The sequence below is a fragment of the Glutamicibacter sp. BW77 genome (assembly GCF_002332285.1).
Classification (GTDB): domain Bacteria; phylum Actinomycetota; class Actinomycetes; order Actinomycetales; family Micrococcaceae; genus Glutamicibacter; species Glutamicibacter bergerei.
In genome coordinates this window covers 1-19156 of the sequence record NZ_NRGT01000071.1, presented here as the reverse complement: position 1 = coordinate 19156, position 19156 = coordinate 1, and the positions used below count along the sequence as shown (strand labels likewise).

The 19156-nt window shown below is 54.6% G+C and carries 21 protein-coding genes and 4 tRNA genes; 15 read left to right on the top strand and 10 right to left on the bottom strand.

All coding sequences use genetic code 11. From position 1 onward, the window contains the following. The first annotated feature begins 64 nt into the window (after positions 1-64). Positions 65-580 carry a GNAT family N-acetyltransferase gene (locus CIK74_RS12170; protein ID WP_096256481.1) on the top strand — a complete coding sequence of 172 codons (516 nt, stop codon included), beginning with the start codon at positions 65-67 and terminating at the stop codon, positions 578-580. Beyond that, the gene (locus CIK74_RS12165; RefSeq protein WP_229677150.1) at positions 573-1397 is read left to right on the top strand and encodes a fused MFS/spermidine synthase; all 825 of its coding nucleotides are present in this window, start codon (positions 573-575) and stop codon (positions 1395-1397) included. The genes CIK74_RS12170 and CIK74_RS12165 overlap by 8 nt, the downstream gene beginning before the upstream one ends. Here the strand turns inward: CIK74_RS12165 and CIK74_RS12160 are convergent. Next, complete coding sequence (locus tag CIK74_RS12160) at positions 1390-1884, bottom strand: DUF2087 domain-containing protein (protein WP_096256480.1); 495 nt, start codon at positions 1882-1884, stop codon at positions 1390-1392. The genes CIK74_RS12165 and CIK74_RS12160 overlap by 8 nt on opposite strands. A gap of 222 nt (positions 1885-2106) precedes the next feature. After that, positions 2107-3555, bottom strand: coding sequence for an NCS2 family permease (locus tag CIK74_RS12155; RefSeq protein WP_096256479.1), 1449 nt, complete (start codon positions 3553-3555; stop codon positions 2107-2109). A gap of 170 nt (positions 3556-3725) precedes the next feature. Here CIK74_RS12155 and CIK74_RS12150 point away from each other — a divergent pair, with 170 nt between their 5' ends. Beyond that, the gene (locus CIK74_RS12150; protein ID WP_096256478.1) at positions 3726-4694 is read left to right on the top strand and encodes a universal stress protein; all 969 of its coding nucleotides are present in this window, start codon (positions 3726-3728) and stop codon (positions 4692-4694) included. A 149-nt stretch (positions 4695-4843) separates the two neighbouring features. Here the strand turns inward: CIK74_RS12150 and CIK74_RS12145 are convergent, their stop codons facing one another. Together CIK74_RS12145 and CIK74_RS12140 are read right to left on the bottom strand one after the other, a co-directional pair. Beyond that, positions 4844-6568 carry a C40 family peptidase gene (locus CIK74_RS12145; RefSeq protein WP_096256477.1) on the bottom strand — a complete coding sequence of 575 codons (1725 nt, stop codon included), beginning with the start codon at positions 6566-6568 and terminating at the stop codon, positions 4844-4846. Positions 6569-7342: 774 nt separating this feature from the next. After that, positions 7343-7714 (bottom strand): metallopeptidase family protein, encoded by a 372-nt coding sequence (locus CIK74_RS12140; protein ID WP_096256476.1) that lies wholly within the window; start codon positions 7712-7714, stop codon positions 7343-7345. Positions 7715-7848: 134 nt separating this feature from the next. Here CIK74_RS12140 and CIK74_RS12135 point away from each other — a divergent pair. The 4 genes from CIK74_RS12135 to CIK74_RS12120 all read left to right on the top strand — a co-directional run bounded on the left by CIK74_RS12135 (position 7849) and on the right by CIK74_RS12120 (position 8309). Then, positions 7849-7921, top strand: a tRNA-Glu gene (locus tag CIK74_RS12135). A 56-nt stretch (positions 7922-7977) separates the two neighbouring features. Then, positions 7978-8051 (top strand) — tRNA-Asp (locus CIK74_RS12130). Between the two features lie 49 nt (positions 8052-8100). Beyond that, positions 8101-8173, top strand: a tRNA-Phe gene (locus CIK74_RS12125). A 59-nt stretch (positions 8174-8232) separates the two neighbouring features. Continuing rightward, positions 8233-8309: transfer RNA gene (locus CIK74_RS12120), tRNA-Asp, on the top strand. A gap of 90 nt (positions 8310-8399) precedes the next feature. Here the strand turns inward: CIK74_RS12120 and CIK74_RS12115 are convergent. Together CIK74_RS12115 and CIK74_RS12110 are read right to left on the bottom strand one after the other, a co-directional pair. Next, complete coding sequence (locus CIK74_RS12115) at positions 8400-9254, bottom strand: hypothetical protein (RefSeq protein ID WP_096256475.1); 855 nt, start codon at positions 9252-9254, stop codon at positions 8400-8402. A 2-nt stretch (positions 9255-9256) separates the two neighbouring features. Then, positions 9257-10057, bottom strand: a complete 801-nt coding sequence (locus CIK74_RS12110) for an exodeoxyribonuclease III (protein ID WP_096256474.1) — start codon at positions 10055-10057, stop codon at positions 9257-9259. A gap of 105 nt (positions 10058-10162) precedes the next feature. Between CIK74_RS12110 and CIK74_RS12105 the strand changes: the two genes are divergently transcribed. Next, entirely contained in the window at positions 10163-11215 is a 1053-nt protein-coding gene (locus CIK74_RS12105; RefSeq protein ID WP_096256511.1) for a 3-hydroxyisobutyryl-CoA hydrolase, read from the top strand. Next, complete coding sequence (gene mmsB / locus CIK74_RS12100; protein WP_096256473.1) at positions 11212-12108, top strand: 3-hydroxyisobutyrate dehydrogenase; 897 nt, start codon at positions 11212-11214, stop codon at positions 12106-12108. Before CIK74_RS12105 ends, mmsB begins: the two co-directional genes overlap by 4 nt. Here mmsB and CIK74_RS12095 read toward each other — a convergent pair. Continuing rightward, positions 12103-12606, bottom strand: a complete 504-nt coding sequence (locus CIK74_RS12095; RefSeq protein WP_096256510.1) for a MarR family transcriptional regulator — start codon at positions 12604-12606, stop codon at positions 12103-12105. The two genes, mmsB and CIK74_RS12095, sit on opposite strands and share 6 nt — an antisense overlap. A gap of 71 nt (positions 12607-12677) precedes the next feature. Here CIK74_RS12095 and CIK74_RS12090 point away from each other — a divergent pair, with 71 nt between their 5' ends. From CIK74_RS12090 to CIK74_RS12075, 4 genes are all read left to right on the top strand, one after another. Next, entirely contained in the window at positions 12678-13820 is a 1143-nt protein-coding gene (locus tag CIK74_RS12090) for an acyl-CoA dehydrogenase family protein (protein WP_096256472.1), read from the top strand. 126 nt (positions 13821-13946) lie between these two features. After that, a complete protein-coding gene (locus tag CIK74_RS12085; protein ID WP_096256471.1) occupies positions 13947-14144 on the top strand; it encodes a hypothetical protein in 198 nt (65 codons plus the stop codon). Continuing rightward, the gene (locus CIK74_RS12080) at positions 14141-14578 is read left to right on the top strand and encodes a hypothetical protein (protein ID WP_096256470.1); all 438 of its coding nucleotides are present in this window, start codon (positions 14141-14143) and stop codon (positions 14576-14578) included. The genes CIK74_RS12085 and CIK74_RS12080 overlap by 4 nt, the downstream gene beginning before the upstream one ends. Next, entirely contained in the window at positions 14575-14874 is a 300-nt protein-coding gene (locus CIK74_RS12075) for a transcriptional regulator (protein WP_096256469.1), read from the top strand. The genes CIK74_RS12080 and CIK74_RS12075 overlap by 4 nt, the downstream gene beginning before the upstream one ends. A gap of 4 nt (positions 14875-14878) precedes the next feature. Here CIK74_RS12075 and nadE read toward each other — a convergent pair whose 3' ends face one another. Further along, positions 14879-15703, bottom strand: a complete 825-nt coding sequence (nadE, locus tag CIK74_RS12070; RefSeq protein WP_096256468.1) for an ammonia-dependent NAD(+) synthetase — start codon at positions 15701-15703, stop codon at positions 14879-14881. Positions 15704-15797: 94 nt separating this feature from the next. Beyond that, a complete protein-coding gene (locus CIK74_RS12065) occupies positions 15798-16232 on the bottom strand; it encodes a transcriptional regulator (protein ID WP_096256467.1) in 435 nt (144 codons plus the stop codon). Positions 16233-16478: 246 nt separating this feature from the next. Between CIK74_RS12065 and pyrE the strand changes: the two genes are divergently transcribed. Continuing rightward, positions 16479-17036: an orotate phosphoribosyltransferase gene (pyrE, locus tag CIK74_RS12060; protein ID WP_170947861.1), complete on the top strand. Its 558-nt coding sequence runs from the start codon at positions 16479-16481 to the stop codon at positions 17034-17036. 70 nt (positions 17037-17106) lie between these two features. On the opposite strand, the gene CIK74_RS12055 is transcribed toward pyrE, so the two are convergent. Further along, positions 17107-18099: a LacI family DNA-binding transcriptional regulator gene (locus CIK74_RS12055; protein WP_096256465.1), complete on the bottom strand. Its 993-nt coding sequence runs from the start codon at positions 18097-18099 to the stop codon at positions 17107-17109. Positions 18100-18382: 283 nt separating this feature from the next. On the opposite strand from CIK74_RS12055, the gene CIK74_RS12050 reads away from it, so the two are divergent. Continuing rightward, positions 18383-19156 (top strand): extracellular solute-binding protein (locus CIK74_RS12050; protein ID WP_141392943.1); only part of this gene is annotated, 774 nt, incomplete at its 3' end.

Genomic DNA, 19156 nt, shown 5'->3' with positions numbered 1-19156 from the left:
TCCTTAAGTAGGAGGGCAGTGGTGCCTCGCGACGCAGAACCTGATGCTGACGTAATGTAGGAGTGTGTCACTTTTGAACGAATATCGAATCCGTCTGGCCCAGGAACAAGATCTCCGGGCAGCTCTTGAAATGAAGTTGCAAGCTTGGCGTGAAGCCTACTCGTCCTTCCGTGACGAAGGATTTTTTGCTCACCATGAAAGTCAACTGGACCAGCAGCTTGCATGGTGGGAACGTGGCTTGGCTGGGGGAGCGCAGTTCTGGATTGCCGAAACCGGGGACGGAAAAATTGTCGGCTTAGCCGGCGGAACCCCCACCATTGAAGAAGACCAAGATACCGGCGTCGATATCGAACTCGGCGTACTTTATGTGCTCAAAGAGTATTACGGCACCGGGCTGGCAGCCCATTTGATGGACACCGTGCTGTCACGGCGTGACGCGTTGCTCTGGGTGCTGGAAGGAAATGCGCGAGCAATAAACTTCTATACCAAACATGGTTTTGTTCCGGATGGCACTAGCGAAGAGCTGGTCGGATCTTGGGCAGGTCTTCGTGAGCAACGGATGGTACGTAAACATGGCTAAGACCGAAAGTAATGTTATGGTCGGAAGCTACGAGATCGCCACCGGGCTTGCTGAAATTGAACCTGACCCTTACGGCGCTAACCGTTACATTCTGAAGGTCAATGGTGTGCCTTCTTCGCATATTGATCTTGATGACCCCGGCTACCTGGATTTTGAATACATGCGTTGGATGGAACCTGTATTCACCATTGGTTTTCCCACCGAAGAATTTGATGGCCGCACGCGTAAACTTCGCGTGTTACACCTAGGTGGCGGCGGCTGCTCAATGGCTCGTTGGGTTGCAGCGACCTATGAGAACGCGCGCCAGGTTGTTGTTGAACTAGATGCAAAACTCGCCGAATTAGTGCGTACTCGTTTCGACGTCCCGCGTGCACCCTTGGTCCGGCTACGTGTGGGTGACGCCGGGCAGGTGCTCCCCACGCTCAGTGACGACAGTCGGGACATCATTATCCGAGATGTATTCGCAGGCAGCATTACTCCGCGCGAGCTCACTACCGTGGGGTACGCCCAGGAAGCTCAGCGGGTACTGGATCAAGGCGGAGTTTACTTATTGAACTGCGGTGACTCTGCGGACCTTGCCGGCGCGCGAGCAGAAGCTGCTACGCTACTTTCCGTATTTTCCCACGTGGCCATGATTGCTGATGCGCCAATGCTCAAGGGCCGCCGTTACGGAAATATTGTATTCCTAGCTAGCGACGAGCCGTTAACACTCGGCGCGAGCTTTGAACGAAACCTGCGAATTGCCCCGCTGCCAGCGCAACTGGTTGCCGGTTCTGGGGTTACCAAATTTGCTGCGGGAGCCACGCCAATTAACTAACTGGCATTCGGTAAGCGGTGCCGTCCGTGTCGCGCTGAACCAAATTATGGTCCACCATGTAACGACGCAGTAAGGCCACATCCTCATGGATGACCGCTAAGCGCTCATTGAGCTGATTTTCCCGTAAGGATTCTTGGGCGGTCAGAACCTGGTCTCGAATATGGACCATTACTTCATGGCGGGCTGTAGGACGTGCAGGTAAAGCGTTTAGCCGGGTGCCAGTAAAAAAGCGCAGTATTCCGGTGCGCTGGGTATTGGTTGCTGAGGCAGTCGCCAGGGTGTCATTCAAAAGCTCTTCATTGAGCGTCCAACCCTGGTCTGTATCAACTAACAAGCCAATCTTGGCCCAACGACGTAGGTCTTTGAGGCTCTGGGTAGAGCTGCCGAGTCTGGCTCCCTCTCCGGCTAGGACCAAACCCAGTGCCTTGCGCATATTCTGGTTCTTTAATCCCGCAGCGATTTCGACCCACTTGTTGTGTTGAGACATGTTCTTCCTTCAACGTTCAGATCATCTGGATATTTCTCATGCTACCCAGTGTGATTCACCGGGCGTAGAAATGGCTGAATTTCAACTCACGGTAATGGCTTCGAAATATGGGGAGAAGGCTGAGTCTTTGCGGTTCGGTCGGTAAGCGAAGAACATGCTTTGGGCAAAGAAAAATCGGCTCGGCTCGTGGAAACGAGCCGAGCCGATGAGTCGTACTTTTACTTACATGCCGATGGCATTCTCGATCAGTCCGATACCAAAGAAGAGCACGAAGGCTGCCGCGACAGCCCACATCAATGGGTGGATCTCCTTCGCACGTCCCTGCGCTGTGCGGATGAAGACGTACGAGATGAAGCCCGCTCCAATGCCGTTGGCAATAGAGAAGGTGAATGGCATCAGGATGAAGGTGAGAAACGCTGGAAGTGCAATACCCCAGTCGCTCCAGTCAATCTTGGAGACCTGCGAAACCATCATGAAGCCTACGACTACCAGCGCCGGTGCGACCGCTTCAAAAGGAACAAGGTGGATCAACGGGGTCAGGAACATCGCCACGATAAGTAGCAGACCGGTCACCACGGAGGCTAGACCGGTACGTGCGCCTTCGCCGATACCGGCGCCGGACTCCACGAAGATCTGCGCCGAAGAACTCGAGGTACCACCACCGACGATGGCGCCTGCGGCGTCAACAAGCAGAACCTTGTCGACGTTCGGGATGTTGCCGTCCTTGTCCATTACGCCGGCCTCGGAAGCTAGACCCACCATGGTGCCCATGGCGTCGAAGAAAATCGATAGTAGGATCACGAAGGCAAGTAGTGACGCCGCGGTGACGCCCAACTTGTCGAAGGCACCAAAGAGATGGACCTGACCGATGAGACTCAGATCTGGCAGGGTCCAGCTTGGAAGCGAAGGAACAACCAGTGACCAGCTGTTCGTCTCCTGGTCGCCAACGTTGAAGACCGCTTCGAAAATATTCGCTAGTGCTGCGGCGGCAACAATCCCGATGAGGATGGCACCTTTAACCTTGCGAACTACCAGCGCCATGGTCAACAGCAAACCAACGACGAAGACTACGATTGGCCAGCCCATGAGCTTGCCATCAAAGCCTAGACCCACCGGTACGGTGGTGTTTGCGGCATCTGGGATGCGCTGAACGAAGCCCGCATTGACCAGACCGATGAGTGCGATAAACATACCGATGCCGACCACGATGGCGGTCTTTAGTCCCGCAGGAACGGCGCGGAATACTGCCGTTCTAAAGCCGGTGAGGACCAGCAAGAACATGACGATACCGGCAACTACCACCAGGCCCATGACATCTGCCCAGGTAAGTTCCGGATTTGTTGTCACCGTGATCGCTACGAAGGCGTTGACGCCCAGTCCGGTAGCCATGGCGAATGGGTGCCTGGCCCAGATGCCCATCAGGATGGTCAGGATGCCAGCAACGAAGGCGGTCACCGCGGCTACGCGTTGGATCCCGAGTTCACCACCGGAAGAGTCGACGCCGGAGAGCACCAGCGGGTTGAGTACAACAATGTAGCTCATCGCGAAGAAGGTGGCGATGCCGCCTCGAACTTCGGTAGCAAAAGTTGAGCGGCGTTCCGAAATTTTGAAATATCGATCAACGCGCGCCGGGAAGGATGTCTCGGTCACAGTTTTGGTGGGGGAGGGCATGGTAAAAATTCTATGACGTTTTGGGCATGGAATCATACTGATCTCACAGCTGAGTAGGCTTAGCGTGAAATCATTAGACCCAACTCACACTGTGAGACAAGATTTGAAGTACATTGGTTGTAAGAGGGGTCATACCCAATGCCATCACAGGTCAATGAGGAGCGAGTCTGATGAGTGACGAAGCACCAGTCGGAACTGAAAAAATCGAAGGTATTGTCGTCGGTGCCGACGGGTCCCAGCAAAGCAAGTGCGCTTTGCGGTGGGCCGAACGCGAAGCGGTTCGCCGGGGCAGCGTGTTAAATATCGTATCCGCCTACACAATTCCAGTTTTTGCTGCCTCGTCCATGGACGCAGGTTATTCAACTTTGGATGATGATTTAATCCGTGGAGGCGCCGAGGACATCGTGCGTCAGGCACGCGCAGAACTTGAAGGTAGCGAAGCTACGATCCGCACCTACATTGAGTCTGGAGACCCGTCCGGTGTTCTGCTGGACCTCAGTGCAGATGCCGAACTGGTAGTAGTTGGAACGCGTGGCCGTGGCGGTTTCGTGGGCCGGCTATTGGGGTCGGTTTCGTCCGCATTGCCAGCGCACGCCAAATGCCCAACGGTTGTTGTGCCGTTGTCTATGGCTAAAGAGCAGGAACAGGCTCAGGAAGACGCTCCGGAACGCCAGACCATTGTTGTTGGTGTTGACGGATCGGAACGAGCCAGGTCTGCCGTACTAGCCGCAGCCGATGCGGCGCAAGCACGAAACCTCAAACTTCGTGTGGTTTGCGCTGTTTCTCCGGTCTCCGCGGCGTTGGCCTGGATGCCAGCCACCGTTGATCAAGAAGCGGTACTTGAAGATGTCCGCTACCAAATGGACGTGGGCGAGCGTTGGATTAAGTCGCACTATCCGAATGTTGAAGTGGAAACTGATGTGATTTCAGGACCTCCGGTGGAGGTATTGATCCGCGAATCTGAGCATGCGGTACTTACCGTAACGGGCTCGCGTGGTCGAGGTGGCTTCGCCGGTATGTTGCTTGGCTCTACCAGCCAGGGAGTATTGCACCATTCGAAGGGGCCGGTCATGGTGGTACCAGACAGTGATGACCCTCGTTTGGCTGACCGAAAGAATTTCGACACTAACGCCGAATAAAAACCTTGTTGGCCCGGAAAGAGAAATCTTTCCGGGCCAACTTCTTGCCATGGATCAATAGCTCGTTGGCTAGTTAACTAGCAACGGACAAGAAAAATGCTTCCGCAGTCAGCAGACTACGGAAGCATTTTTTTCGGAGGTGAGCGGGCTTAGTAGCGTGCTGCCTTCGAATGTAGGTTGTTGACCCAGCTCAGTGGGGTCGTCGAGATACCGGCACCTGGGTTACGAGCGTGAACTACTTGGCCGTTACCGATGTAGATAGCCACGTGGTAGAACGAAGCGCCACCATTAGAGGACGAGAACACCAAGTCACCCGGGCGTAGCTCGTTCAGCGAGACATACTGAGGAGCACTCGCGTACTGCTGGCTGGAACTACGTGGAAGGTTGATGCCAGATTGGGCGAACGCCTTCTTGGAGAAGCTGGAGCAGTCAAAAACATTTGGTCCGTTGGCGCCGTAGACGTAACCCTTGCTCGGATCAGCAGCGGTTTTCAAGGCCCAAGAGATCGCAGCAGAATAGTTGCTGTTATTGGTCTCCTGCTTAGGCTCTTCTTTCTTCACCTCAGGTTCAGGCTTTGGCTTCGGAGTCACCTTGGGCTTTTCGGGGGCCTTTGGCTGAACCTTCTTAGGTTCTGGCTTCGGAGCTTCGATAACCTTTGGCTTTTCAGGAGCCTGTGGCATGACCTTTGGCTTCTCGGTTTCCTTAGGCTTGGGTTTAGCCTTTGGCTTCTGAGTTTCCTTTGGCTTTTCGGTTTCCTTTGGAGCCTGAGTTTCCTTCGGCTTCTCGGTTTCCTTTGGCTTCTGGGTTTCCTTTGGGGCCTGGGTTTCCTTAGGCTTTTCAGTTTCCTTTGGAGCCTCGGTTTCCTTTGGCTTCTCAGTTTCCTTCGGCTCGTTCTTCTCGAGCTCGATCACCTTTGGAGTTAAAGTTCTTAGCTTTGAGTTGTCGCCATCTTCGGAATCAAGAGCTTCGAATTCCTGGGGAGTTTCTACAGCAAGTGGTTGCGCAGTGGCCAAGTCATCTTTCGAGACCGGCTCATCGGCCTGCGGAGTCTCGATGACTTCCTTCAGGGCCGCTTCCTGAGCTTTTTCTTCTTGCTCGGCGATCTGCTTACGAACTACTGCTTCTTCTTTTTCCTTGAGGACCGAAAGATGACCAATAAGTTCGTCGCGAAGTTCCTTCTGAGGAGTGATCGACGATTCGTAGGTGTTCAGAGTGGAGGTAGCGGTAGTCGCAGCCTCGTCATAGTTCGCTGCAGCAGCCTTAGCGGCCTTCTGAGCGGTGTCTGCGTACTCTTCCCAAGCAGTGACGAGGGCTTCGGCTTCAGAGGCCGTGTTGACCGTCTGGGAGCGATTCTCGCTCAAGGCGCTCATGGTGGCGGCCTTGTAGAAGATGTCGTTTGATTCATCATCCTGTAGCAGGATGCCAATGCTGGAGTTGCTGGCACCGTTGCGGTACATATCCGAAGCGATAGCGCCAAGGTCATTGCGACTCTGGGCTAGGTACTGCTTCGCATATTTGACCTGCTCAACTGCTTTGTCAGCCTCGGCTGAACGCAAATCGCGTTCCTGCCCGGCAGTCAGCAACGATTCCTGTGCTTCTAGAGCGGCGGTCTCAACACGCTGTAGATCAGCACGGCTTGAGGCAAGCGATGCTTCGAGGCGGGCAATCATGTTGTTAGTGGCGTTCTTGTCCGACTTGGCAGCCGCTACCTCTGCCGCTGAGGGCAAAGAGGTGTTTGACGGTGCAGCGGCGACCGAAATAGCCGTGGGAAACTTCGCCGACGGTGCGGCAGATGCCGGGACGGCGCCAGCAAGACATGAGACTGCTAGGGCCAGGGTGCACGCGGCAACGCCGAGCGAGTGGCGGTTCGCCATATCGTTCCTCACTAGATTCAGGTGATGACAGTTGGGAAAAGGACCAATCGTAATTTTTCGAGATCGAAATGTTGCAATTTGGTCAAGGTCCCAAATAGCACACTAGGCCAAAAAAGAGGTGCTTGGCAACACTAGTCACACCAGTCACAAGAATTACATCGATGGGATTTCTGCCCCTAATTACGGAGTGATATGGACGAAGGTGGCTTAAAAGGTATGGTTTTAGGGTTTTTGGCGGGAAGTAAAAGTCCTATAAGTGCCAAGCTTGATCACGTTTGATTCGTTATCTTGACTGTGCGGCAACGCAAAAATGTTGGAACTGGGTCCACGTTCGTTACTTTGTCGCGCGACTAAGCAAGATGAGGGCTGAAATGCGCTGTTATTGCGTCCTTATGTAGGTATAGGCAGGCTAAAACGTTCTTGGCTTAGGAAAGTGCCAATTGAGCGTGTTTGGCCATGATGCTCAGCGCGCCCAACGGCTAAAGGTGATGGAACCAGAAAGTAATGATCACTGAGCGGGAAGTCGGCTTCGTCAGGGCGAAGCTTTGCCCGTCGCGGACTAAGCATGTGCATGCAGCGCATCCATGGTGCGATTCGCTTCAGTCGCAGATAAATAAAATATCGGCATGCCGGCCCTGAAACACCGACAGAGGTCGGTTTTCCCACCCGCGGCGCCGAGGTCAACAATATGAGAAGCGCTGGCAAGACAAGTTTTGCACCATTTTGAGCAAAATTCGTGACGCACATCTCAATATAAGTTTTTACGAAATTTTGCTATCCCCAGCCCAAATCGTGCAATTTATCGTCGTCGATTCCGAAGTGGTGCGCCACCTCATGCATGACTGTAACGCGCACTTCACGGATGACATCTTCTCGTGTTTCGCAGGCTCTTAGAGTCGGGTTTTTGAAAATTGTAATCCGGTCTGGCAGGGCGCCTGATGCCCAACCGAGATCACGTTCAGTGAGTGCAACACCCTCGTATAAGCCCAGAATCTCGGTGTTTTTTGGTTCTCCAGGGAGTGGCTCGTATTCGTCTTCGATAAAGAAAATGACGTTGTCCATCATGTCGATAGCGCTCTGCGGAATGCTGTCGACAGCCGACTGGACTAGGTCGTCAAACTCGTCGTCACTCATCTCCAAATTCATATTTCAACCCTACTGTTCAGCGTCGCTTTGAGCTTGAAAAAATTGCCGCAAAGGCCGATTTTGCAAAAGGTAAAAAGGCCACGTATAGTTGTTGAAGTCCGCTACGGAGACGCAAGAAACCGAAGCAGATATAGGCCCCCATCGTCTAGCGGCCTAGGACACTGCCCTTTCACGGCAGCGGCACGGGTTCGAATCCCGTTGGGGGTACAAACAACCAACTTGTTGGTTGTCAGATGAAGAAATTCATTGGCTTGCGAAAGCAAGGCCCTGTAGCGCAGTTGGTTAGCGCGCCGCCCTGTCACGGCGGAGGTCGCGGGTTCAAGTCCCGTCAGGGTCGCTCGGTTTATTGTTTAGGCAATAAATCTGGTGTCCACTTAGTGGTACCAGGCTCTGTAGCTCAGTTGGTAGAGCGTTCGACTGAAAATCGAAAGGTCACCGGATCGACGCCGGTCGGAGCCACGTAGCCCTCGGTTTACCGAGGGCTTTACTATGTGATTTGAAAGTTTTTCAAAATGCATGGCCCTGTAGCGCAGTTGGTTAGCGCGCCGCCCTGTCACGGCGGAGGTCGCGGGTTCAAGTCCCGTCAGGGTCGCCAACAAAAAAAGCTCCGGTTTTCCGGAGCTTTTTACTTTAAAGATCTTCTCTACCCGCCATGGTTGGTGTTGCGGTGTTGGGTATCGAGCTTTTAGTTAGCCCGTCCCAAGTGACGAGGGCCTAGCCAGCGATTAGTCAGCCGGCGGTAAGCGGCTGCCGCAGTGGAGAAGTCACCATCCTCGATGGCCTGGATTCCGTGCATCAAATCATTGGCCGACTCGTCTGGCCACACAATTTCAGCAAGTAATCCATAATCTAGCTCGATGACGGAACGCCTATCGAAGGATTCTAGCCAGCTTCCTAGAGCCCCTAGCTCTTCAAATAGCGGAGCCTGCGGAGCATAGGTCACTAGTGTCTGGACTGCCCAGGCAAGGCGTTCTACAGCCTGCTCAAAAGGTACGATGAGGCGCACCGTCATGAGGCGGTCATCTTGATGGATCTGCTCGAACTCATCATCTTCGCGGAAGAGCGCAAACCAGCTCAGCGGGATTCCCCACGTTGAAGTGCGGGTATGTAAATGCGTCAGGTCTGCTGCAAGTTGCTCTGGAGTCACTCGCTCGGCATTGGCGCTGCGCGCCGCCGGCGGTACAAGAAGATCGAAGACTTCGGACCGGATCGCTTCCTCGGCTTGTTTTGCTGCTAAAAGGCTACGCGCCTTTAGCTGTCCAGGGCAGTAGCGAGTGTGCTCGTTGCCCTCATAATCAAGAACCTTTAGCGAACGGAAATGCTCAATCTCGTTATGCGGGAACGGGTCTGAGACGTCTCGTAACGTGCGCTCCCAGAGGTTCTGATTTTCGTAATTATCCCAATGACTCGCACTGCGTTGTCCGTTGCGAAGAATAATTGATTGGGCCCAATCTTCGAAGGTATCCAAAGGCTCGTAGACGCGCAGATGTGCGGTGGCGGCTGTAAGTTCTTCGAGGGGCCCAATCAATTTTTTTGTCATTGTTAGTCGTTCAACTCCACAATGACTGGTGCGTGGTCACTGGCGCCCTTACCCTTGCGTTCTTCGCGGTCGATAGTTGCGCCCACTACGCGCTCAGTCAGCGCGGGAGAGGTCAGTGCGAAGTCGATACGCATGCCCTCACCCTTCGGGAAGCGCAGCTGCGTGTAATCCCAGTAGGTGTATTCACCTTCGGTATACGGTCGCACCACATCTGAAAAACCAGCATTTTCAAAAGTAGTGAAAGCTGCTCGCTCGGGGGCAGAGACGTGGGTTAGGTGGTTGTCCAAGAAAAATTGGATGTCCCAGACATCTTCATCCTTAGGTGCAATATTCCAGTCACCGAGCAACGCGATTTGAGCTTTCGGGTCGGCGTCGAGCCACTGAGCGGAATTTTCCTTCAGGCCTTCGAGCCAGTTGAGCTTATAGCCCATATGTTCGTCATCTAAAGCGCGTCCGTTGGGTACGTACAAGCTCCAAACGCGGACCCCGCCGCAAGTGGCCGCAATGGCTCGCGGCTCCTGGATAGGATCTTTCCCACCTTTACCAAACTCGGGCTGGTTGGGAAAGGTGCGTTGCACGTCGTCAAGTCCAACGCGGGAGGCAATGGCTACGCCATTCCACTGGTTGACGCCAAAATGCGCCACCTCGTAATCGTTATTCTCGAAAAGTTCCCAGGGGAAGTTATCGTCTTTACATTTCGTTTCCTGAATTGCCAGGACATCAACGTCGGATCGGCGCAGCCAGTCTTCGACGCGGTCAGCCCGGGCCCGCAGGGAGTTCACATTCCAGGTTGCAATCTTCACTAGTTCAACCTATCAAGTTTGCTGTCATGCGCCACTTCAATTTACTTGGAAGTCCGAGTATATTCGAGATTGAACTGTGACAGCGATCACCGAGGGGTGGGTATTTTGACCGACATTCTGACCGAACGCCGGGGACATTTGGGACTCATTACTCTGAACCGGCCAGCCGCGCTTAACGCACTGACCACACAGATGTGCCGGGAGATGCTTCATGCCCTGCTTGCGTGGCGTGAAGACCCGCAGGTGCACCATGTAGCGATCACCGGGGCAGGGGAACGAGGCTTGTGTGCCGGTGGAGACATCGTGGCCATTTACCGCGATATTTTGAACCGCGACGGGTCCACCGAAGAGTTCTGGCGTATTGAATATCAGCTCAACGTGCTCATAGATGAGTATCCCAAGCCATTCGTGGCGCTGATGGACGGGATTGTGCTCGGTGGGGGCATCGGAGTGTCGGCTCACGGTAGTCACCGCATCGTGACCGAAACAAGTCGTTGCGGTATGCCTGAGGTGGAAATCGGATTTTTCCCCGATGTCGGAGGCACCCACCTGCTTGCTCAGGGTGACAAGGCCGCAGGGCGTCTTGCAGCGCTGACGGGATTGAAATTTCAGGCTGCGGATACGATAGCTCTAGGTCTGGCCGACACCTATGTACCCCAAGAAAATTTGGCCCAGCTCTTGACGGAGCTAGAGGCCGCAGAAGTCGAGGAAGTTATTGCTCGATATAAGTCCGAGCCAGAACCAGGCATGCTCGATGGTCAGTGGGTAGAGGCCTTCGCCGAGCCGAGCATCCCCGGGATTCTCGCGGCGCTAAATGCGAGCGATCAGTCGCAGAGCCAAATTGCGGCCAAGGCGCTTCGTGCTGCCTGTCCGAGCTCGGTTCGGCTCGTTGATCAGCTGTTATCTAGTGCCGGAGATGACCTGCGCGAAGACCTGCGCCGAGAATTTAGGGCAGCCGTCAACCGCCTAGATGATCCTGACTTCGCTGAAGGAATCCGCGCGGCGGTGATCGATAAGGACCGCAACCCACAGTGGCGTGAGCAGGTGGGAGATCTGACTTCGGCGCAGCGCACGGCTCGCCACTTTGCTCCGTTGCCGGGAGCAGAACTGAATTTTGCACTGTTGGAGCAGGGGATACGAGAGAAGAGCGGAAAATGAGCGAGAAGCCAGTCATTGGATTTCTAGGACTAGGCCATATGGGCCTACCTATGGCGATCAATTTGCATCGCGCAGGCTATCGATTAAAAGCTTTTGATGTTGTCCCGGCCGCGCTTGAGGCAGCCCAAGCTGCTGGCATAGAAACCGTGTCGGCTGGCGCCGATGCCGCGCAGGACGTAGATATAGTGCTCACCATGTTCCCTACCGGTCAGCATGTATTAGATGCTTACCGGGGGTACCTGCTGGAAACGGCCAAGGACAATACGCTGTTCTTGGAATGCTCCACCATCGACGTAGCCCAAGCCCGGGAAGCGGCGCAGCTCGCGGTGGACGCCGGTCACCGCAGTGCGGATGCACCGGTATCCGGGGGAGTTGTTGGCGCCGAAGCGGGAAGTCTGACTTTCATGCTTGGTGCGGATCAGTCAGATTTGGCGCAGATTAACCCGGTGCTTGAAGTAATGGGCAAAAAAATCGTGCACTGCGGCGGGCATGGAGCAGGTCAAGCTGCCAAGGTCTGCAACAACATGCTCTTAGGGATTTCCATGATCGGCGCCGCGGAGGCCTTTGTCCTAGGTGAGCGCTTGGGGCTGGAGCATCAAGCCTTGTATGACGTGATCTCCTCGGCCTCGGGGCAATGCTGGGCAGTAACTACCAACTGCCCGGTACCGGGGCCAGTCCCCACATCGCCGGCTAATCGTGACTATCAGCCAGGGTTTGCCGCAGCCTTGATGGCCAAGGATCTTGGGTTAGCATCCAGCGCTTTAGATAATACTCAGACCGATGCCAAACTCGGGAGCCTCGCGGCGGCCCTCTACCGGAAATTCAGTGACGAGGGCAATGCTGGCACGGATTTCTCGGGTGTTATCAATGCGATCCGCGACGGGTCATTATAAAAAATCACAGGAGGCGCGACGGAAGCGCGAGAGAATTTCGAAAAGTTCCGTCGCGTCTTTAGGGGCCAAGTTGCTTTGGGCGAAGAGCATCTTGTTAAGGTCCTCCCGTGCTGCGTTGAGCACTTCTAAGCCTTGAGGGTTTAGCTCTAAAAGCCGGGTTCGCCCATCGGTGGGATGTGCAATGCGTTGCACTAAGCCGGTGGCTTCAAGGCGATCTACGGAATTGGTCAGGCTAGTTGCATGAACCTGAAGTAGTTCGCTGGCGCGACTCATGGGAAGCGAACCACGCTTGGAAAACCCAAGTAAGGCAAGAACCTCAAAGCGCGCAAAGGTGAGCCCATGCGGTTTGAGGATCGCATCGGCTCGCTGCAAATAGATCGACGCGGTGCGCATTACCGCGGTGATCGCCGCCATGGCATCAGCTTCGGAAGCCCAGCCATGGGAAACCCACTGTTCTCGGGCCTCGGCAATCGGGTCGCGTGGCAACGGAGAATTCAACATTTACCCCCTGAAGAAGTCTTAGTCCAACAATATACTTGGACTTCCAAGGGTTTGGAAGGAGAAAACTGATGGACCTATTGGGTGTGGCACACCAACTACACGAGGCCGATCAAAAACGACTAGATCAGGTGCGTGAATTCCTACAGGAACATATTCGCCGGCAGTCGATTGAATTCTGGAATCGCGAGGAATTTCCTGCAGAACTTGTCCAAGGGTTAGCTGGTCAAGGGCTAGCCGGGCTCCAGCTAGACGGCTCCTCGCATCTTTTGCGCGGGCTGCTTCATGCGGAAATCGCGCGTGCAGACGTTTCACTGTCATCGATTGTTGGTATTCACAACGAGCTGGTGGTGGGTATGATCGACGCTCTCGGATCTGCCGAACAACGTGAACTCTGGCTCCCGAAACTTACCAAATTTCAAGCTTTTGGCGCCTTCGCCTTGACCGAGCCTGACCATGGCTCGGATATCGCCGGTGGCATTCACACCACGGTGACCCGTGAAGGTGAGGAGTATGTGCTCAACGGCGCCAAGCGTTGGATCGGCATGGGAACTCTTGCCGATTTCGCGTTAATCTGGGCAAAATGCCCTGACAGTGGTGCGGTTGGGGCATTTCTCGTAGAGAGTGACCGTCCCGGTTATAGCGCTACAAAAATTGAGAACAAGATTGGCCTGCGCATTATGCAGAATGCCGACATTGTCATGGATAACGTACGGGTTCCTTTAGAAAACAAGCTTCCTGGTGCTGTCGACTTCGCCTCGGCTAACGCCTTGCTAATGCAATCCCGTGCATGGGTCGGGTGGCAAGCGGTCGGAGCGATGTTAGCAACTTTGGATATTTGTACCGCCTACGCGAAGGAACGTCAGCAATTCGGGCAACCCATTGCTGCTTTTCAACTGGTGCAAGAACCTTTGGCCGAGATAGCGGGCAACGCTACGGCTTGCCTGTCGATGATGGTGGATGTTGCGCGCAAGCAAGAACGCGGTGAGCTAGAAATGGTTGATGCCGCGTTGGCGAAGTCGACTGCTACGCGGCTGGCTCGACGGTCGGCTTCCCTGGGACGGGCATTGCTGGGCGGCAACGGCGTTGTGACCGACTATGAGATGGCTAAAGTCTTCTGCGATGTTGAAATTATCCATACCTACGAAGGAACTTACGAGATCAATTCATTGATTGTCGGACGAGCGTTGACCGGGGTGAGCGCCTTCGTCTAACCCATAAATGTGGTGCTGGCTTGGCTAGTTGGTGGGGCTTCAGAAAGATTTTCGTGAAAGTACTTTCCAATATGGAAAGTACTTGTTAGTCTTAGAGCACAAGCCCCACCAACAACGGAGAAGACAATGTTTGTTTCAAAGAAATTTTGGTTCGTCGCACTATGGTCCGTCATGACCCTCGGATGCCTGTTCATGGCAGTGTCCGGAATGGCCACTGAAGCTCCGGCGTTGGTTATTGCGGGAATGTCAGGGTTCGCAGCCATTGGAGCTTCAATTAGCGCCTACGTTCAGCAGCAGAAGCAAAATCGTAAGGCTCTGGCATGAACCGCGAACCAGAACTCAGCGCGGCGGAACAACTAGCCGCTTTCGAAAATGCGCAACGTGAGATGACCCCGGTGGCCAAACGAGGTGCCAAGCAATTAGGAATGCTTTGTGTATCCCTCGGGCTAGTGCTCGGCGTGATGCACGGGTTGCTTCACGTGTATCACCCGGAACGTAGCCTGACCGCATTTTTTATACTTGTCGGAGCGGCCATACTGGCAATCTTCGCTTTGAGCTTTGGCTATCTCAAGGTCCGTAGTGTGCTTCCTCGCGGAATGAGTAAGGCATACTTGCTAAGCCTCTTTGCCAGCCTCGGTATTTACGCAGTGACGCTTACCCTGATCACCACGCCGATGGCTGCATTTCTGGTCGTATTGCTCGGACTGGCGGTGGCGCTGCCGTTGCTTCTCGGCGGTGTTTGGATGATGAAACGATGAGCGAGCACCCACGCACCCAGATGAACGATGACTTCACTAACCCTGTGCGACTGTCCTTGATGGCTGCACTGCAGGGAGTAGAAGAAATCGATTTTAAGACTCTGCGGGAGACTCTCGGAGTCTCCGACTCGGTCCTTTCCCGGCATATCACGGGCCTTGAAGAAAAAAGTTACCTCAAAGTCCGCAAAGGTTTTGTCGGTAAACGCCCGCGCACTTGGGTTAAACTTTCTGCGCACGGGCGTTCCAGCCTCACCGAGCATATTCAGGCGTTGCGAGCTATTACCAGCGGACTGTAACCGGCTAAGACTGCCACCAGGTATCGCGGTAGGTAGCTGGAACGGCGCGTTTGTGGCGCGAACCCAGGAAACGGGACTCGATGACTTCGGCCACCGCGGAATCTACCTCCCGACCTTCAAGATAGTCGTCAATATTGGCGTACGTCAGCCCGAGCTCGTCTTCATCACTACGTAAAGGTTGCCCACCTAATAGGTCAGCCGTTGGCTCCTTAGCCCAGAGCAATTCGGGAGCGTCCAACTGACGCAACAATGCCTGATTTTGACGTTTGTTTAGCCCGGCTAGCGGCAGCAAGTCTGCTCCACCATCACCAAATTTAGTGAAAAATCCGGTCACGGATTCGGCGGCATGGTCGGTTCCGAGCACCAAGAAGCGGCGGTCGCCGGCTAAGGCATACTGGACAATCATGCGCATCCGGGCCTTGGCGTTACCCCGATTGAAATCGGTCAGGCGAGGGTGCCCGGCATCGTCTAATGCCACATCCAAGGCACTGACCGGCTTTTCGATGTTGACTTCAAATTCTTCATCCGCGGCGACAAAAGCCATAGCTTTCATCGCATCATCGGCATCGCTTTGCACCCCATGAGGCAACCGAACCGCAATAAAGCGTGCTTCTCCGCCGGCCTCACGAATTTCCTGGACGGCTAATTGCGCCAAGCGACCAGCCAGGGTGGAATCGATTCCCCCAGAAATACCCAGTACGAAGCCCTTGGCCCGCGTCGCGGCTAGATAGTCCTTCAGGAATCCCACACGGCGGGTGATCTCCTGTGTAGGAATGATTTCAGGCATGACGCCTAGTTCTTCAATGATCTCTGCTTGCAGTTCACGCATGCCTACCATCCTAGGCAAGAGAACAAGGAGCTTGGGCTTTTAATCGGAGTCGGAACAGAAAGTTAATCTGTATTCAACATTTGGCGATTCACCATTAATCGGTTTCGGCGTCGCTCCAGCCAAAGTTCCGCGCCATCTGCTCCAGCGAGCTCACGGTCGTGGCATATTCCTCTTCGGTTAGTCCTTCACCGAACTGTGAGCGGATCCGGTCCACTAGTTCGCTGAGCTTCACCAGTGAAACGTGACCGCGTTCGGTAATTGTGTATTCACCGTCTAGGTGTGAAATCCAGCCGGATTCAACCAATTCTGCCAAATGCTCGGTGACGTTTTGAGGCTCATCCGGCGAGGCAAAAAACGGAGAAAGGCCAGAAATAAGTTTGGCTTCAGACGCCGGGTTTTGCTCCAACAGGTTTAGCACCTGCCACTGTCGGCGGGTGACGCCGTGTTCTTCTAAGGTCGCTGCAAACTGCTCGTCAATCAGCGAATCTACCAATTTCAACCAGAAACCCAAGGGGCGAGTCGCGTTCATGATCCCACCTTATCCGGGAGTTCCCGCTGGGGCTAGGGGCTATTTTTACTCAGTTACGCCAACTCAATTACGGTTCACCGAAATCAGCCTGTGTCTAGGTCTGGCGTTAGAAAAAGCGCCGAGATGACTCAGCTATGCCGCGGCGACCCATCACGCGGGGACGGCTGAGGATAGTGTGCTGGAGGAAGCGTCACATGGGATGTCGATTGCGACGCCCGGCATGCGCAGGCGACTAGAATTATGTCCATGAGCGAAACCAGCGCCCGTGAGCGACTAAAAGAACTGATCCAAGAACTTGCCATCGTACGTGGCAAGGTGACTCTGTCTTCCGGGAAGGAAGCGGACTACTACATCGATCTGCGTCGGGTCTCCTTGCAACAGGAAGCTTCCGGGCTGATTGGCGAGGTGATGTTAGACCTGCTCGACGAGGCAAAGCTTGAATTCACCAACGTCGGTGGCTTGACCATGGGAGCGGATCCGGTAGGAACCGCCATCATGCATACCGCACGCAATCAGGGACGTAAACTCGACGCGTTCGTGGTGCGCAAGGCACAGAAGTCCTACGGCATGGGCCGTCAGGTTGAAGGTCCCAGCGTTGATGGTCAGGACGTGATCGTGCTGGAAGATACTTCAACCACCGGCGGATCCGCATTGACCGCCGTTGAGGGTGTACGCAAAGCCGGCGGAAACGTCATTGCCGTCGCGGTAATCGTTGACCGTGACACCGGCGCGAAAGAACGTATCGAAGCCGAAGCTGGCGTGCCTTACCTGTTCGCCTATGGGAAGACCGAGTTGGGGCTCTAGAGCCTACTAATCATCTGGCCTCGTCCGAAGCTCACCAGCTTAGGACGAGGCCAGACGTTTAATATCGAGTTTAGGGTTGTGGCGCAGTGGCCGTCGACTCGCGTGGGATCAGGGATGCGGGCATCTGCGCTGGTTGCGTGACTTCTTCGCCGGCCAACATGCTCAACAGTAGGGTCACCGCGGTGGCTCCCATCTCATGCATAGGCTGACGTACCGTGCTCAGTGTGGGCTTTGATTGGGCTGCCTCGGGAATGTCGTCAAAACCGATGACCGATAAATCATTGGGAACATTTAGTCCCAGGCTTTTGGCCGTTTCAATAGCCGAAAGTGCCGAGAGGTCATTGGCGGCAAAGATTGCGGTGGGCGGTTGCGGAAGCGTCAATAAATCGGTGGCGGCTATTGCCGCCAGATCTCGTTGATAGTCGCCGTCATGGACCAGTTGTGGGTCATAGGATATTCCCGCATCCTGTAGTGCTTGGCGGTATCCGGACTCGCGCAAGTGTGCAGATTTAAGGTCTGAACGTCCCTTGATATGACCAATGCGCCGGTGTCCAAGGGAGATCAGATGCTCGGTCGCAGTTTTGGCTCCGCCGAAGTTATCTACATCGATGGCCGCCGGACCACTCGTGCCGGCGTGTGGGTCAATAGCGATCACCGGAACCGAACTATGTGGGATCTCGACGGTGGGCGTGACGATAATGGCGCCGTCGATGAGCGTCCCGCCGAGTCGGGATAGTGAGCGGTGTTCCCAGCCGGCTCGGCCGCCCGGAGCGAGGTTGCCAGCGTAGGCCATGAGGTCGTACTGGGTGCCGCGAAGTGTTGCCGAAATTCCGTTGAGTAATTCCAATGCGAATGGCTCAAATTCGGCGACCAAGATCCCGATGATGTTAGTTCGACTGCTGCGCAAAGACGAAGCAACAAGAGAAGTTTCATAGCCCAGCTCGGAAATGACCTGCAGAACACGCTCCATGGTGCTCGGTGCTACGCCATAACGTGCGTTGACTACTTTAGACACGGTGGAGACAGAGACCCCGGCCGCCTGCGCAACATCATTAATGGTCACGCGGTTCGTTGTACTTTGAGACAGGGCAGAGCCAGGCGATTGTTCAGGGATGCCGGAGACTTCAGCCGATGGGGTTATCACTCGGCCTACGCTACCTCACGCTAAGGCGCGATTCCCACTAGGAAACTCGGTCTGGAGTTATAAAAACTTATATTTCGACATCGTTTTCGAAAACGTTATCGAAAACGATTGACATGACTTGCGTCACGGTGACATTCTTGGGTGAGCCAGACCGTCCGGCACCGCATGGAGCGGGTCGCCCAACACACTTGAGGAGTCCACTATGGATCTTGGAAAAAGAGGATTAGGAATTCTTGCGTTGCTCGCCAGCACCGCACTGTTGGCCAGCGGTTGTTCGGGCGGAGGGGGAACCAACGACGCCGCTGCTGCCGGTGAAGACAAGACCATCACCTGGTGGCACAACTCCAATAATGGTGAAGGCAAGGCCTACTACGAGAAGGTAGCCGACGATTTCGAAGCCGCCCATGAGGGAGTAACCGTCGAGGTCAGCGCGATGCAGCACGAAGACATGCTCACCAAGCTCGATGCGGCATTCCAAAGTGGTGATGCTCCGGACGTCTACATGGAACGCGCCGGCGGTGAGCTGGCGGGCCACGTTGAAGCAGGCCTAACCCGTGACCTCAGCGAGCTGGCCACGGACGAGATTTCCATGATTGGTGGAAACATTGCCGGCTGGCAGGTCGACGGGAAAACCTACGCGCTGCCATACTCGGTGGGCCTGGCCGGATTCTGGTACAACAAGGCACTGTTCAAAGAAGCGGGAATTTCTAACCCACCACAGACCATGGATGAATGGATGGACGCGGTCAAAAAGCTGAAAGCAGCGGGAATTGATCCGGTATCGGTCGGTGCGGGAGATAAGTGGCCGGCCGCCCACTACTGGTACTACTCGGTACTTCGTGAATGCTCCCAAGAGGTACTCAACGCCTCGGTCAAGAACCTGGAATTTGATGACCAGTGCTTCGTCAAGGCCGGCGAAGATGTCAAAAAGGTCATTGATGCAGAGCCATTTAATCCTGTGATGTCTCAAGACACC

Bases quoted from the DNA above. Each gene is read 5' to 3' on its own strand.
- CIK74_RS12160 (WP_096256480.1), bottom strand. From the start codon at position 1,884: ATGTCTCAACACAACAAGTGGGTCGAAATCGCTGCGGGATTAAAGAAC.
- CIK74_RS12145 (WP_096256477.1), bottom strand. From the start codon at position 6,568: ATGGCGAACCGCCACTCGCTCGGCGTTGCCGCGTGCACCCTGGCCCTA.
- CIK74_RS12140 (WP_096256476.1), bottom strand. From the start codon at position 7,714: ATGAATTTGGAGATGAGTGACGACGAGTTTGACGACCTAGTCCAGTCG.
- CIK74_RS12085 (WP_096256471.1), top strand. From the start codon at position 13,947: ATGTTTGTTTCAAAGAAATTTTGGTTCGTCGCACTATGGTCCGTCATG.
- mmsB (WP_096256473.1), top strand. From the start codon at position 11,212: ATGAGCGAGAAGCCAGTCATTGGATTTCTAGGACTAGGCCATATGGGC.
- CIK74_RS12155 (WP_096256479.1), bottom strand. From the start codon at position 3,555: ATGCCCTCCCCCACCAAAACTGTGACCGAGACATCCTTCCCGGCGCGC.
- CIK74_RS12090 (WP_096256472.1), top strand. From the start codon at position 12,678: ATGGACCTATTGGGTGTGGCACACCAACTACACGAGGCCGATCAAAAA.
- CIK74_RS12115 (WP_096256475.1), bottom strand. From the start codon at position 9,254: ATGACAAAAAAATTGATTGGGCCCCTCGAAGAACTTACAGCCGCCACC.
- CIK74_RS12075 (WP_096256469.1), top strand. From the start codon at position 14,575: ATGAGCGAGCACCCACGCACCCAGATGAACGATGACTTCACTAACCCT.
- CIK74_RS12165 (WP_229677150.1), top strand. From the start codon at position 573: ATGGCTAAGACCGAAAGTAATGTTATGGTCGGAAGCTACGAGATCGCC.
- CIK74_RS12080 (WP_096256470.1), top strand. From the start codon at position 14,141: ATGAACCGCGAACCAGAACTCAGCGCGGCGGAACAACTAGCCGCTTTC.
- CIK74_RS12150 (WP_096256478.1), top strand. From the start codon at position 3,726: ATGAGTGACGAAGCACCAGTCGGAACTGAAAAAATCGAAGGTATTGTC.
- nadE (WP_096256468.1), bottom strand. From the start codon at position 15,703: ATGCGTGAACTGCAAGCAGAGATCATTGAAGAACTAGGCGTCATGCCT.
- pyrE (WP_170947861.1), top strand. From the start codon at position 16,479: ATGAGCGAAACCAGCGCCCGTGAGCGACTAAAAGAACTGATCCAAGAA.
- CIK74_RS12065 (WP_096256467.1), bottom strand. From the start codon at position 16,232: ATGAACGCGACTCGCCCCTTGGGTTTCTGGTTGAAATTGGTAGATTCG.